Annotated in this window: 22 protein-coding genes and 1 pseudogene; 1 reads left to right on the forward strand and 22 read right to left on the reverse strand. The window is 70.4% G+C overall.

The window, feature by feature from the left end; translation table 11 throughout:
• Position 1: 1 nt before the first annotated feature.
• The 20 genes and pseudogenes from rpmD to rpsJ all read right to left on the reverse strand — a co-directional run bounded on the left by rpmD (position 2) and on the right by rpsJ (position 9,128).
• Positions 2 to 184 carry a 50S ribosomal protein L30 gene (gene rpmD / locus IG63_RS0103595; RefSeq protein WP_030483015.1) on the reverse strand — a complete coding sequence of 61 codons (183 nt, stop codon included), beginning with the start codon at positions 182 to 184 and terminating at the stop codon, positions 2 to 4.
• Complete coding sequence (gene rpsE, locus IG63_RS0103600) at positions 184 to 804, reverse strand: 30S ribosomal protein S5 (RefSeq protein ID WP_030483016.1); 621 nt, start codon at positions 802 to 804, stop codon at positions 184 to 186. The genes rpmD and rpsE overlap by 1 nt, the downstream gene beginning before the upstream one ends.
• Positions 805 to 841: 37 nt before the next feature.
• Complete coding sequence (gene rplR, locus IG63_RS0103605; RefSeq protein WP_030483017.1) at positions 842 to 1,225, reverse strand: 50S ribosomal protein L18; 384 nt, start codon at positions 1,223 to 1,225, stop codon at positions 842 to 844.
• Positions 1,226 to 1,227: 2 nt separating this feature from the next.
• On the reverse strand, positions 1,228 to 1,767 hold the full coding sequence (rplF, locus tag IG63_RS0103610; RefSeq protein ID WP_030483018.1) for a 50S ribosomal protein L6: 540 nt from the start codon (positions 1,765 to 1,767) through the stop codon (positions 1,228 to 1,230).
• A gap of 28 nt (positions 1,768 to 1,795) precedes the next feature.
• Positions 1,796 to 2,200: a 30S ribosomal protein S8 gene (gene rpsH, locus IG63_RS0103615; protein ID WP_030483019.1), complete on the reverse strand. Its 405-nt coding sequence runs from the start codon at positions 2,198 to 2,200 to the stop codon at positions 1,796 to 1,798.
• 90 nt (positions 2,201 to 2,290) lie between these two features.
• Positions 2,291 to 2,476 carry a type Z 30S ribosomal protein S14 gene (locus IG63_RS0103620; protein ID WP_030483020.1) on the reverse strand — a complete coding sequence of 62 codons (186 nt, stop codon included), beginning with the start codon at positions 2,474 to 2,476 and terminating at the stop codon, positions 2,291 to 2,293.
• A gap of 1 nt (position 2,477) precedes the next feature.
• Positions 2,478 to 3,050, reverse strand: a complete 573-nt coding sequence (rplE, locus tag IG63_RS0103625) for a 50S ribosomal protein L5 (protein WP_030483021.1) — start codon at positions 3,048 to 3,050, stop codon at positions 2,478 to 2,480.
• A gap of 2 nt (positions 3,051 to 3,052) precedes the next feature.
• Positions 3,053 to 3,409 (reverse strand): 50S ribosomal protein L24, encoded by a 357-nt coding sequence (rplX, locus tag IG63_RS0103630; RefSeq protein WP_030483022.1) that lies wholly within the window; start codon positions 3,407 to 3,409, stop codon positions 3,053 to 3,055.
• Positions 3,410 to 3,411: 2 nt separating this feature from the next.
• Positions 3,412 to 3,780: a 50S ribosomal protein L14 gene (gene rplN, locus IG63_RS0103635; protein ID WP_030483023.1), complete on the reverse strand. Its 369-nt coding sequence runs from the start codon at positions 3,778 to 3,780 to the stop codon at positions 3,412 to 3,414.
• 70 nt (positions 3,781 to 3,850) lie between these two features.
• A complete protein-coding gene (gene rpsQ / locus IG63_RS0103640) occupies positions 3,851 to 4,132 on the reverse strand; it encodes a 30S ribosomal protein S17 (RefSeq protein ID WP_030483024.1) in 282 nt (93 codons plus the stop codon).
• On the reverse strand, positions 4,129 to 4,356 hold the full coding sequence (gene rpmC / locus IG63_RS0103645; protein ID WP_030483025.1) for a 50S ribosomal protein L29: 228 nt from the start codon (positions 4,354 to 4,356) through the stop codon (positions 4,129 to 4,131). The genes rpsQ and rpmC overlap by 4 nt, the downstream gene beginning before the upstream one ends.
• On the reverse strand, positions 4,356 to 4,775 hold the full coding sequence (rplP, locus tag IG63_RS0103650; protein ID WP_030483026.1) for a 50S ribosomal protein L16: 420 nt from the start codon (positions 4,773 to 4,775) through the stop codon (positions 4,356 to 4,358). Before rplP ends, rpmC begins: the two co-directional genes overlap by 1 nt.
• 4 nt (positions 4,776 to 4,779) lie before the next feature.
• Positions 4,780 to 5,607 carry a 30S ribosomal protein S3 gene (rpsC, locus tag IG63_RS0103655; RefSeq protein ID WP_030483027.1) on the reverse strand — a complete coding sequence of 276 codons (828 nt, stop codon included), beginning with the start codon at positions 5,605 to 5,607 and terminating at the stop codon, positions 4,780 to 4,782.
• On the reverse strand, positions 5,607 to 6,035 hold the full coding sequence (gene rplV / locus IG63_RS0103660; RefSeq protein WP_084596571.1) for a 50S ribosomal protein L22: 429 nt from the start codon (positions 6,033 to 6,035) through the stop codon (positions 5,607 to 5,609). Before rplV ends, rpsC begins: the two co-directional genes overlap by 1 nt.
• A 27-nt stretch (positions 6,036 to 6,062) precedes the next feature.
• On the reverse strand, positions 6,063 to 6,344 hold the full coding sequence (gene rpsS, locus IG63_RS0103665; RefSeq protein ID WP_030483029.1) for a 30S ribosomal protein S19: 282 nt from the start codon (positions 6,342 to 6,344) through the stop codon (positions 6,063 to 6,065).
• An 18-nt stretch (positions 6,345 to 6,362) separates the two neighbouring features.
• Positions 6,363 to 7,196 (reverse strand): 50S ribosomal protein L2, encoded by an 834-nt coding sequence (rplB, locus tag IG63_RS0103670; protein ID WP_030483030.1) that lies wholly within the window; start codon positions 7,194 to 7,196, stop codon positions 6,363 to 6,365.
• Between the two features lie 24 nt (positions 7,197 to 7,220).
• Positions 7,221 to 7,523, reverse strand: coding sequence for a 50S ribosomal protein L23 (gene rplW, locus IG63_RS0103675; protein WP_030483031.1), 303 nt, complete (start codon positions 7,521 to 7,523; stop codon positions 7,221 to 7,223).
• Positions 7,523 to 8,131 (reverse strand): annotated as a pseudogene (gene rplD / locus IG63_RS0103680) (50S ribosomal protein L4); the annotation flags it as partial. The gene rplW and the pseudogene rplD, both read right to left, overlap by 1 nt.
• On the reverse strand, positions 8,128 to 8,796 hold the full coding sequence (rplC, locus tag IG63_RS0103685; RefSeq protein ID WP_030483033.1) for a 50S ribosomal protein L3: 669 nt from the start codon (positions 8,794 to 8,796) through the stop codon (positions 8,128 to 8,130). The gene rplC and the pseudogene rplD, both read right to left, overlap by 4 nt.
• A 23-nt stretch (positions 8,797 to 8,819) precedes the next feature.
• Positions 8,820 to 9,128, reverse strand: coding sequence for a 30S ribosomal protein S10 (gene rpsJ / locus IG63_RS0103690; protein WP_026877498.1), 309 nt, complete (start codon positions 9,126 to 9,128; stop codon positions 8,820 to 8,822).
• A 397-nt stretch (positions 9,129 to 9,525) separates the two neighbouring features.
• Here rpsJ and IG63_RS0103695 point away from each other — a divergent pair, with 397 nt between their 5' ends.
• Positions 9,526 to 9,927 (forward strand): hypothetical protein, encoded by a 402-nt coding sequence (locus IG63_RS0103695; protein ID WP_051706119.1) that lies wholly within the window; start codon positions 9,526 to 9,528, stop codon positions 9,925 to 9,927.
• Here IG63_RS0103695 and trmB read toward each other — a convergent pair.
• Complete coding sequence (trmB, locus tag IG63_RS0103700; protein WP_030483035.1) at positions 9,917 to 10,648, reverse strand: tRNA (guanosine(46)-N7)-methyltransferase TrmB; 732 nt, start codon at positions 10,646 to 10,648, stop codon at positions 9,917 to 9,919. The genes IG63_RS0103695 and trmB overlap by 11 nt on opposite strands.
• A gap of 43 nt (positions 10,649 to 10,691) precedes the next feature.
• The gene (locus tag IG63_RS0103705) at positions 10,692 to 11,756 is read right to left on the reverse strand and encodes a hypothetical protein (protein WP_157210008.1); all 1,065 of its coding nucleotides are present in this window, start codon (positions 11,754 to 11,756) and stop codon (positions 10,692 to 10,694) included.
• Positions 11,757 to 11,819 lie beyond the last annotated feature (63 nt).

The raw sequence follows: 11,819 nt of genomic DNA on the forward strand, positions 1-11,819 counted from the left end.
GTCAGTCGACCTCCTCGACCGTCACCAGGTGACGGACGGTGTGGACCATGCCCCGGACCTCCGGGCGGTCCTCCTTGACGACCACGTCACCGATCCGCTTGAGACCCAGCGTGCGCAGGGTGTCGCGCTGGTTCTGCTTGCAGCCGATGGTGGACTTCTTCTGCTGGACCTTCAGCTGCGCCATCAGGAGGCCACCTCCTGGCTGACGCCGTCGGGCACCTCGGCCTTGGCCTTGAGCAGCGCCGCCGGGGCGACGTGCTCGACGGGCAGACCACGGCGGGCCGCCACGGCCTCGGGCTCCTCCAGGGAGCGCAGGGCCTCGACGGTCGCGTGCACGATGTTGATCTGGTTGGACGAGCCGAGCGACTTGCTGAGCACGTCGTGGATACCGGCGCACTCGAGCACCGCACGCACCGGGCCACCGGCGATCACACCGGTACCGGGCGAGGCGGGACGCAGCAGGACTACGCCGGCCGCCTTCTCGCCCTGCACGGGGTGCGGGATGGTGCCCTGGATCCGCGGCACGCGGAAGAAGTGCTTCTTGGCCTCCTCGACGCCCTTCTGGATCGCCGCGGGCACTTCCTTGGCCTTACCGTAGCCGACGCCGACCATGCCGTCGCCGTCGCCGACGATGACGAGGGCGGTGAAGCTGAAGCGACGACCGCCCTTGACGACCTTGGCGACACGGTTGATGGCGACGACGCGCTCGATTTTCTCGCTCTTGTCGGCGCCGTCACCGCGACGACCGTCACGACCGCCACGGCGCTCTCCGCCGGCGCGCTGACCGCGCTGGGGTCCGCTCATGAGTCTCTACCTCTTCGTTTCGTGTGTAGTCGTGCGATCAGAAGGACAGGCCGCCCTCACGGGCGCCGTCGGCCAGGGCCGCGACGCGACCGTGGTACTTGTTGCCGGCGCGGTCGAAGACGACGCCCTGGACTCCCGCGGTGGTGGCGCGCTCGGCGACGAGCTCCCCCACCTTGCGGGCCTTCGCGGTCTTGTCGCCCTCGAGGGCGCGCACGTCGGCCTCCATGGTGGAGGCGTACGCGAGCGTCTTGCCCACAAGGTCGTCGACGACCTGCACGGTGATGTGCTTGGTGGAGCGGGTGACCACGAGGCGCGGACGCTCCGCGGTGCCGCTCAGCTTCTTGCGACCACGGATCTGGCGACGCGAGCGCGAGGCCAGCCGGGATGCGGTGTGCTTGCCGGGACGCAGCGAGATGGCCATCGTCACTTACCTGCCTTTCCGACCTTGCGGCGGATCTGCTCGCCGGCGTACCGCACGCCCTTGCCCTTGTAGGGCTCGGGCTTGCGCAGCTTGCGGATGTTCGCGGCGACCTCGCCGACGAGCTGCTTGTCGATGCCCTGGACACCGAGCCTGGTGGGGCCCTCGACGCTGAAGGTGATGCCGTCGGGGGCGTTGACGGTGATCGGGTGGGAGTAGCCGAGCTGGAACTCCAGCTGGGTCGGGCCCTTGGCGAGCACCCGGTAGCCGACGCCGACGATCTCGAGCTTCTTCTCGTAGCCCTCGGTCACGCCGACGACCATGTTGTTGATGAGCGAGCGGGTCAGGCCGTGCAGCGCACGGTTGACGCGGTGGTCGTCGGGACGCTTGACCTCCAGCGCGCCGTCGACCTGCTCGACGATGATGGGCGCGGCCACGTCGTGGCTCAGGGTGCCCTTGGGGCCCTTCACGGTGACCGTGCCGGACTGCACCTGCACGTCGACCCCGGAGGGCACGGTGACGGGCAGCTTTCCGATGCGGGACATTGCTTCTACCTCTGCTTTCGGGTCCGCGTCACCAGACGTAGGCGAGGACTTCCCCACCCACGCCCTTGCTGTTGGCCTGACGGTCGGTCAGCAGGCCCTGGCTGGTCGAGATGATCGCCACGCCCAGGCCACCGAGGACCTTCGGGAGGCCGGTGTGCTTGGCGTAGACGCGCAGACCGGGCTTGCTGATGCGGCGGACGCCGGCGATCGAGCGCTCCCGGTTGCGGCCGAACTTGAGCTGGATCTCCAGCGTCTTGCCGACCACGCCCTCCTGGTCGGTGACCTCGAAGCCGGTGATGTAGCCCTCCTGCTTGAGGATCTCCGCCACTCCCTGCTTCAGCTTGGAGTACGGCATGCTCACCGAGTCGTGGTAGGCCTGGTTGGCGTTGCGCAGACGGGTCAGCATGTCTGCGATCGGGTCAGTCATCGTCATGGTGGTGGTGTTCCTTCTCGTCGGGGTTTCCGCCGCGGCGGACCTTCGACGTTCGGTGGTTGAGCCTTGCGGTACCGGGGCTTGCTGGTGCTACCAGCTCGACTTGGTCACGCCGGGCAGCTCGCCGCGGTGCGCCATCTCGCGCAGGCAGATCCGGCACAGGCCGAACTTGCGGTAGACCGCCTTGGGACGGCCGCAACGCTGGCAGCGGGTGTAGCCGCGCACCGCGAACTTGGGCTTGCGGGAGGCCTTGACCTTCAGTCCGGTCTTCGCCATGTCAGTTGCCCTCCTTGAAGGGGAAGCCGAGCTGCTTGAGCAGCGCCCGACCCTCGTCGTCGTTGGTGGCGGTGGTGACCACGGTGATGTCCATGCCGCGCGACCGGTCGATCTTGTCCTGGTCGATCTCGTGGAACATCACCTGCTCGGTCAGACCGAAGGTGTAGTTGCCGCGGCCGTCGAACTGACGGTCGTTGAGCCCGCGGAAGTCGCGGATGCGGGGCAGGGCCAGCGAGAGCAGCCGGTCGAGGAACTCCCACATCCGCTCGCCGCGCAGCGTGACGTGCGCGCCGATCGGCATGCCCTCGCGCAGCTTGAACTGCGCGATGGACTTGCGGGCCTTGGTGACCTGCGGCTTCTGGCCGGTGATCGCAGTGAGGTCGCGCACGGCGCCCTCGATCAGCTTGGAGTCGCGAGCGGCCTCGCCCACGCCCATGTTGACCACGACCTTGACCAGGCCGGGGACCTGCATCACGTTGGCGTAGCCGAACTGCTCGCGCAGGGAGGGCAGCACCTCCTCGCGGTAGCGCGTCTGCAGGCGCGCGGGGACCTTCTCGGTTGCGGTGTCAGTCATCCTCAGACCTCGTCTCCGGACTTGCGGGAGATGCGGACGCTGCGCTGGGCGGCGTACGTCGACCCGTCCGAGCGTCGCTTCTCGGCGTCCACGCGCTTGGAGCCGAGGCGGGTCGTGCCCTTGCCCTCGACCAGCATCACGTTGGACACGTGGATCGGTGCCTCAGCCGTGACGATGCCGCCGGTGTTGCCGGCGCGACCGCCCTGGTTGAGCACCTTGGTGTGCCGCTTGACGCGGTTGACGCCCTCGACGATGACGCGGCTCTCGGTGCGCAGCACCTCGATGACCTTGCCCTCGGCGCCCTTGTCCTTGCCGGCGATCACCTTGACGGTGTCGCCCTTCTTGATCTTCACGCTCATGGTCAGAGCACCTCCGGTGCCAGCGAGACGATCCTCATGAAGCGCTTCTCGCGCAGCTCGCGACCCACGGGGCCGAAGATGCGCGTGCCGCGCGGCTCGCCGTCGGCCTTGAGGATCACCGCGGCGTTCTCGTCGAAGCGGATGTAGGAACCGTCCGGACGACGGCGCTCCTTGGCGGTGCGGACGACGACCGCCTTGACGACGTCGCCCTTCTTGACGTTGCCGCCGGGGATGGCGTCCTTGACCGTGGCGACGATGGTGTCGCCGATGCCGGCGTAGCGCCGACCCGAGCCACCGAGCACACGGATGCACAAGATCTCCTTGGCACCGGTGTTGTCGGCGACCTTGAGTCGCGACTCCTGCTGGATCATCTGTTCTTTCTCCTTGTCGTCCTGGTTCTCACGCCCCCACGGGTGTGAGCCTTGGAGAACTAGTTGCTGGCTACTTGGCCTTCTCGAGGATCTCCACCACGCGCCAGCGCTTGGTCGCGCTGAGCGGGCGGGTCTCCATCAGCAGCACCCGGTCACCGATGCCGCAGCTGTTCTGCTCGTCGTGCGCCTTCAGCTTGGTGGAGCGGCGCAGGACCTTGCCGTAGAGCGCGTGCTTGACGCGGTCCTCGACCGAGACCACGACGGTCTTGTCCATCTTGTCGCTGACGACGAGGCCCTCGCGGACCTTGCGCGTCGAGCGCTCCACGGCGGGAGCGGCTGCGTCGTTGCTCATGCAGCACCGTCCTTCTCAGGGGTGGTCCGGATGCCGAGCTCGCGCTCGCGCACCACGGTGTAGATGCGGGCGATGTCCTTCTTGACCGCGCGCAGGCGGCCGTGGCTCTCCAGCTGGCCGGTCGCGGCCTGGAAGCGGAGGTTGAAGAGCTCCTCCTTGGCCTCGCGCAGCCGGACCTCGAGGTCCACGTCGTTCAGCTCGTCGAGCTCGTGGGCGGTCGGCATCAGAACTCACCTGCTTCCCGGCTGATGAACCGGCACTTCATCGGGAGCTTGTGGATCGCGCGGCGCATCGCCTCGCGAGCCACGTCCTCCGGCACACCGGAGAGCTCGAACATCACGCGGCCGGGCTTGACGTTGGCGACCCACCACTCGGGGGATCCCTTGCCCGAGCCCATGCGGGTCTCGGCCGGCTTCTTGGTCAGCGGGCGGTCGGGGTAGATGTTGATCCACACCTTTCCGCCTCGCTTGATGTGGCGGGTCATCGCGATACGCGCGGACTCGATCTGGCGGTTGGTCACGTAGTGACCCTCGACGGCCTGGATGCCGAAGTCGCCGAACGCGAGCTTGGTCCCGCCCTTGGCGGCGCCACCACGCTTGGGGTGGTGCTGCTTGCGGTGCTTGACCCTGCGGGGCATCAACATGAGCTCAGCCCTCCTGGGGGGTGCTCGGGGCCGAGGCCGTGGCCTCGGCCGGCGCAGCGCCCGCCTCGGCCGCGGGGGCCTCGGCGCGGTCGCCGCGCGACGGACGGTCACCGCGGGAGCCGCGGGTGGGGCGGTCGGTCCGAGCACCGCGTCCGCGACCGGGGGCACCGGCGCGGGCAGCGGCCTGGGCCTCGCGCTCGGCACGGGTGCCGGCGACCTCGCCCTTGTAGATCCAGACCTTCACGCCGATGCGGCCGAAGGTGGTCTTGGCCTCGTAGAAGCCGTAGTCGATGTCGGCGCGCAGGGTGTGCAGGGGCACGCGGCCCTCGCGGTAGAACTCCGAGCGCGACATCTCGGCGCCGTTGAGGCGGCCCGAGCACTGGATCCGGATGCCCTTGGCGCCCGAGCGGGTCGCGGTCTGCATCGCCTTCTTCATCGCGCGGCGGAACTGCACGCGACCGGCGAGCTGCTCCGCGACGCCCTGGGCGACGAGCTGCGCGTCGACCTCGGGGCTCTTGACCTCGAGGATGTTGAGCTGGACCTGCTTGCCGGTGAGCTTCTCCAGCTCGCCCCGCAGGCGGTCGGCCTCCGCGCCGCGGCGGCCGATCACGATGCCGGGACGGGCGGTGTGGATGTCGACGCGCACGCGGTCACGGGTGCGCTCGATCTCGACCTTGGAGATGCCGGCCCGCTCCATGCCCTTGGAGAGCAGGCGGCGGATCGCCACGTCCTCGCCGACGTAGGACTTGTAGAGCTTGTCGGCGTACCACCGGCTCTTGTGGTCGGTGGACACGCCCAGACGGAACCCGTTCGGGTTGATCTTCTGACCCATCAGGCCTTACGTCCCTTCGTGCCGGTCGTGGTCTCGTCACGCGGCTCGACCACGAGCGTGATGTGGCTGGTGCGCTTGTTGATCCGGGTGGCCCGGCCCTGCGCACGCGGGCGCCAGCGCTTCATGGTGGGGCCCTCGTCGACCATCGCTCGGCTCACGACCAGCGTGTGCCGGTCGAGCTCCTCGGTGGTCTCGGCGTTGGCCACGGCGCTCTCGAGCACCTTGTAGACGGTCTCGCTGGCGGCCTGCGGCGCGAACTGCAGCAGGGCCAGTGCGTCGTCGACGGGAAGCCCACGGACGAGGTCGACCACGCGGCGTGCCTTCAGCGGGGTGATCCGCACGAAGCGCGCGCTGGCGAAAGCCCCCGGCCGGTCGCCGAGCAGCGAGTCACGGCGGGCTGAGACCCGCCTACGCTCTCCTACGCTCATTGCTGTCATCTCTCCTCGGTCACCGCGTCAGCGGCGACGGCTCTTCCGGTCGTCCTTGACGTGCCCGCGGTAGGTGCGGGTCGGGGCGAACTCGCCGAGCTTGTGGCCGACCATGGAGTCGGTCACGAACACCGGCACGTGCTTGCGGCCGTCGTGCACCGCGAGGGTGTGTCCGATCATGGACGGCACGATCATCGAGCGCCGCGACCACGTCTTGATCACGTTGTGGGTACCGGCCTCGTTCTGCGCGTCCACCTTCTTCTCGAGGTGGCCGTCGATGAACGGGCCCTTCTTCAGGCTGCGAGGCATCTGCTCTTACTCTCCTGCTCAGCGCTTCTTGCCGGTGCGGCGACGACGGACGATGAGGGCATCGCTGGCCTTGCGCCGGCGCGTGCGACCCTCGGGCTTGCCCCAGGGGCTCACCGGGTGGCGACCACCGGAGGTCTTGCCCTCGCCACCGCCGTGCGGGTGGTCGACGGGGTTCATCACGACACCGCGCACGGTCGGGCGCTTGCCCTTCCAGCGCATCCGGCCGGCCTTGCCCCAGTTGATGTTGGACTGCTCGGCATTGCCGACGCCGCCCACGGTCGCGCGGCAGCGCACGTCGACGTAGCGCATCTCGCCGGAGGGCATCCGCAGCTGGGCGCGGGAGCCCTCCTTGGCGACGAGCTGGGCGCTGTTGCCGGCGGAGCGGGCGATCTTGGCGCCGCCGCCCGGACGCAGCTCCACGCAGTGGATCGTGGTGCCGACGGGGATGTTGCGCAGCGGCAGGTTGTTGCCGGGCTTGATGTCGGCGCCCACGCCGGACTCCAGCGCGGTGCCCTGCACGACCCCGACGGGCGCGATGATGTAGCGCTTCTCGCCGTCGGCGTAGTGGAGCAGCGCCAGCCGCGCGGTGCGGTTGGGGTCGTACTCGATGTGCGCGACCTTGGCCGGCACGCCGTCCTTGTCGTAGCGGCGGAAGTCGACGATGCGGTAGGCGCGCTTGTGCCCACCACCCTGGTGACGGGTGGTGATGCGCCCCTGGTTGTTGCGTCCGCCCTTCTTGGGCAGCGGACGCACCAGCGACTTCTCCGGCGTGGTCCGGGTGACCTCGACGAAGTCGGCGACCGACGAGCCACGACGGCCCGGGGTGGTCGGCTTGTACTTGCGGATAGCCATGTCAGTTCCTCAAGCTCTCGGCGGTCAGCTGACCGGGCCGAAGATGTCGATGCGGTGGCCCTCGGCCAGGCTGACGATCGCGCGCTTGGTGTCCTTGCGCTTGCCCGTGCCGACGCGGGTGCGGCGGGTCTTGCCGGGGCGGTTCAGCGTGTTGACGGCCGTGACCTTGACGTCGAAGACCTTCTCGACCGCGATCTTGATCTCGGTCTTGTTGGCGTCCGGGCGCACCAGGAAGGTGTACTTGTTGGCGTCGAGCAGGCCGTAGCTCTTCTCGCTGACGACCGGCGCGATCAGGACGTCACGCGGGTCCTTGTGCAGGGTGCTCACTTCGACTCCTCCTCGCGGGTGCCGACGAAGGCGTCGTAGGCGCCCTTGGTGAAGACCACGTCGTCGGCGACCAGCACGTCGTAGGTGTTGAGCTGGTCGACGGCCAGCAGGTGCACCGAGGCGACGTTGCGCAGCGACAGCCAGGTCAGCGTGTCGTCGCGCTCGAGCACGACGAGCTGGCGGCGGTGGCCGGACAGCTCGGCGAGCGCCGCGACGGCGGCCTTGGTGGTCGGCGCGTCACCGTCGACCAGCGACTCCACGACGTGGATGCGGTCGGCACGGGCCCGGTCGGAGAGGGCGCCGCGCAGGGCGGCGGCCTTCATCTTCTTGGGGGTGCGCTGCTCGTAGGACCGCGGCTGCGGCCCGTGGACGACGCCACCGCCGGCGAACTGCGGCGCGCGGATCGAGCCCTGGCGGGCGCGGCCGGTGCCCTTCTGGCGGTGCGGCTTGGTGCCACCGCCGCGGACCTCGCCGCGGGTCTTGGTGGCGTGGGTGCCCTGGCGGGCCGCGGCCTGCTGGGCCACGACCACCTGATGGATCAGCGCGACGTTGGTCGGCGCGTCGAAGATCTCGGCGGGGAGATCGACCTCGACGGTCTTGGCGCTCATGCTCCGGCCTCCTCGACCAGCTTGGCGGCCGAGCGGATCACGAGCAGACCGCCTCGGGGACCGGGGACGGCGCCCTTGAGCAGGATCAGGCCCTTCTCGGCGTCGACCGCGTGCACGGTGATGTTCTGGGTCGTGACGGTGTCGGAGCCCATGCGGCCCGACATCCGGGTGCCCCGGAAGACGCGGCCCGGGGTGGCGCAGGCGCCGATCGAGCCGGGCTTGCGGTGGTTGCGGTGGGCACCGTGGGAGGCCCCGACACCGGAGAAGCCGTGACGCTTCATGGTGCCGGCGAAGCCCTTGCCCTTGCTGGTGCCGGTGACGTCGACCTGCTGCCCGGCCGAGAAGACCTCGGTCGAGAGCTCCTGGCCGACCTCGTAGGACTCGGCGTCACTGGTGCGGATCTCGACCACGTGGCGGCGCGGAGTGACCCCGGCCTTGCCGAAGTGGCCGGCCTGCGGCTTGGTGATCTTGCGGCCGTCGATCTCGCCGAAGCCGAGCTGGACGGCGTGGTAGCCGTCCTTGTCGGCCGTGCGGACCTGGGTCACCACGTTGGTGCCGGCGGCGACGACCGTGAGGGGCACGAGCCTGTTGTTCTCGTCCCAGGCCTGCGTCATCCCGACCTTGGTGCCGAGGAGGCCCTTGATGTTGCGTTCCAGAGTGCTCATGGTGCGGCTGTCCTCCCCGGGTCTCAGAGCTTGATCTCGATGTCGACGCCAGCCGGGAGGTCGAGACGCATCAGCGAGTCGACGGTCTTCGGCGTGGGGTCGATGATGTCGATCAGGCGCTTGTGGGTGCGCATCTCGAAGTGCTCGCGCGAGTCCTTGTACTTGTGGGGCGAGCGGATGACGCAGTAGACGTTCTTCTCCGTCGGCAGCGGCACCGGACCGGCCACCTGGGCACCGGTCCGGGTCACGGTGTCGACGATCTTCCGCGCCGAGGTGTCGATCACCTCGTGGTCATAGGCCTTGAGCCTGATGCGGATCTTCTGTCCCGCCATCAAACAACGTCCTTCGCTTCGTGGTCGCAACGACTTGTCGCACCCTTGGTGGCTCGGCGAGCCGGGTGCCTCTCTCCCCTGCCCCGATCCCCGACCCCCGAGGTCGGGCGTGTCGCATCGTCGTGGTGACGTGCGGCAGCCGCGTCATCGATGGTCTCGATCTGGCACAGCGCCCAGGGTGTCCCGGGCCGAGCAGGGTCTCCTGGTGCGGCGCGGACACGCGACCGTGAATGCCACCGCTGGGGCGACGTCAGGAAGACCTGTTCTGCAGTCAATGTCCGCAACCCCGGCGACCCCGCCGGAGCAACCGGACCATCTTGGCAGAGAGCCCCTGCCTACGCAAAATCGGGACCCGGCACGGCTGCCGTGACCGCGCGCACGCGCCTATCCTCGGAGCATGGACGGCGTCGTCCTCATGGGGTTGCTGCAGGTGGTCGGGATCTCGTTGGTCCCGGTCGCGATCTGCCTCGTGCTGCTCCACCTCAGCGACGCGTGGGACTGGGTCCGCGAGCACGGCCCCTGGGCCACGCCCCCGGCGGCGCCGCGCCACCCGCTGGAGGGCATCGCCGCCGACCTGCGGCGGCTCTACCCCGGCGTCCACTCCCCCGCCCCGGGCACCCGCATGGCCAAGCAGCGCGGGGTCGTGCTCGCCTACGACGACCACCTCGTCGAGGCCGCGAAGGCCATGGGGGTGGTCACCACGCTGCGCGACCTCGACGTCAACGGCTTCGACCGCGAGGCCGAGCGGCTCCGCATCGAGGTCACGCTGCTGGAGGCGGGTCTCCAGCTCAGGCCGTAGCGTCCGCGACCCGCTCGTAGCGGAGGTCGGTGATCGCCCGGCCCGCGGCGACGCCCTTGCGCTCGAACTTGGTCACGGGTCGCTCCTGCCAGCGCGGCACGCGGCCTCCCGCCAGCCCCGGCTCGGCGTCGAGCACCGCGCACATCTGGTCGGCGTACTCCGCCCAGTCGGTGGCCAGCCGCCAGCTGCCGCCCGGCACGAGGCGGGAGGCGACGAGCGCCGCGACCTCGGGGGTGACGAGCCGGCGCTTGTGGTGCCGCTTCTTGGGCCAGGGGTCGGGGAAGAAGGTCCAGAGCTCGGTGAGCTCCCCGGGGCCGAAGAGGTGCTCGAGGCACCAGACGGCGTCGACCGAGAGCAGCCGCACGTTGTCGGCCCCGGCCCGTGCCACCTCGGCGAGCGACGCGGCGACGCCGGGCCGCCAGACCTCGAGCGCCACGACGTCGACCTCGGGGCGGGCGGCGGCCAGGACGGCGGTGGCCTCGCCCACGCCGGAGCCGATCTCGACCACGCGTGCCGCCTCGCGGCCGAACCAGTCGGCCCAGCGGAAGTCGGGGGCGTCGACGGCCTCGTCGGGGATCACCCACGCCTCGTGGTGGGCGTCCCAGGCCTCCTGCTGCGTCGAGGTGAAGCGGCTGCCGCGACGCGAGTAGGTGAGCACCTCGCGCATGCGGCGGCCGTCGTCGGTGAAGCGGTGGTGCGGTCGGGCGGGTGGGATCGGCACGCGACGATTGTCGGTGACGGCGCGGGGCCCGCGGTGGGGTGGGTCAGCGGCGTACGACGAAGCTCACGCGCGCGACCGCCTTGTTGCCGGCCCGGTCGACCGCGACGGCGGTGCGGGTGAAGCGGCCGAGCCCACGCCGGTCGCCGCCGGTGGTCGTGACCCGGCACGCCTTCGCCAGTCCGGAGAGCCGGTCGGAGGCGCCACAGCGGCGCGCCGGCACCGCACCCTTGCGGTACGTCGCCCCCTGCCGCACGCCACGCACGCGCACGGTGGGCTTGGTCCGGTCGATCCGCACCGTGAGGCTGCCGCGGCCGGCGTTGCCGGCCGCGTCGCGGACCCAGTCCGTGCGGACGGTGCGCTCGCCCTGGGCCCGCAGCACCGTGTCGGCGACCCGCAGCGCGGCACCGGAGTCGTCGGTCACGCTCCACCGCACCCGCACCGGGCCGCGGTGCCACCCCTGCCGGTTGGGCCTCACGGTGGTCCTGCCCGTCACGACCGGGGCGGTCGTGTCGGGGGTCCGGACCGTGAGGTCGCCGCCCTCGGTGTCGAGGACCAGGGAGGCACCCTCGCCCACCCGGACCCGGCCGGAGAACTCGTCGAGGCGGTTGCGCGCCACCCAGCAGGTCCACCCCGCACCGACGGGCATGCCGGCGACCGTGGCGCGGCCGTCGCGGGACCGGAGCCTCCCACCCGCCTGGTCCTCCACCTGGGGGCCGACGCAGCGCCACCAGCCGTCGAACTCCGAGGGACGGCCCGAGGCGTCGACGAAGCTCCAGGACACCGGAGCCCAGGCGATGTCGAGGCGCAGCACGCTGCCCCCCGCGATCGCGACCCCGGAGCGGCCCAGGCTGGCGTAGTGGTCACCGCTCTCGACCGCGAGCAGCGTGTCGTGGCTGCCCACATCGACGGCGGGCGCGCGCAGGCCGGACCCGGCCTGCCACTCGGACTTGGCGGTCCCGATCCAGACACTGCCGTCGGTGAGCGCGCCGTACGGCCACGAGCCGACGTCGACTGCCGGCGTGACCTTCGTGGCCGCGCCGGCGGGCGCGGCCGAGAGGCCGGTGACGATGAGGGCGGCCGCGAGCAGCCCACCCCAGATCCTGCGCACGCGCATGACGCTCCCCCGTTCTCGTGCTGGGGGGAACGTAGGTCGCCCGCGACCCGGGCGCCA

The sequence above is a fragment of the Nocardioides aequoreus genome (assembly GCF_000720335.1).
In the GTDB taxonomy this organism is placed as follows: Bacteria; Actinomycetota; Actinomycetes; order Propionibacteriales; family Nocardioidaceae; genus Marmoricola; species Marmoricola aequoreus.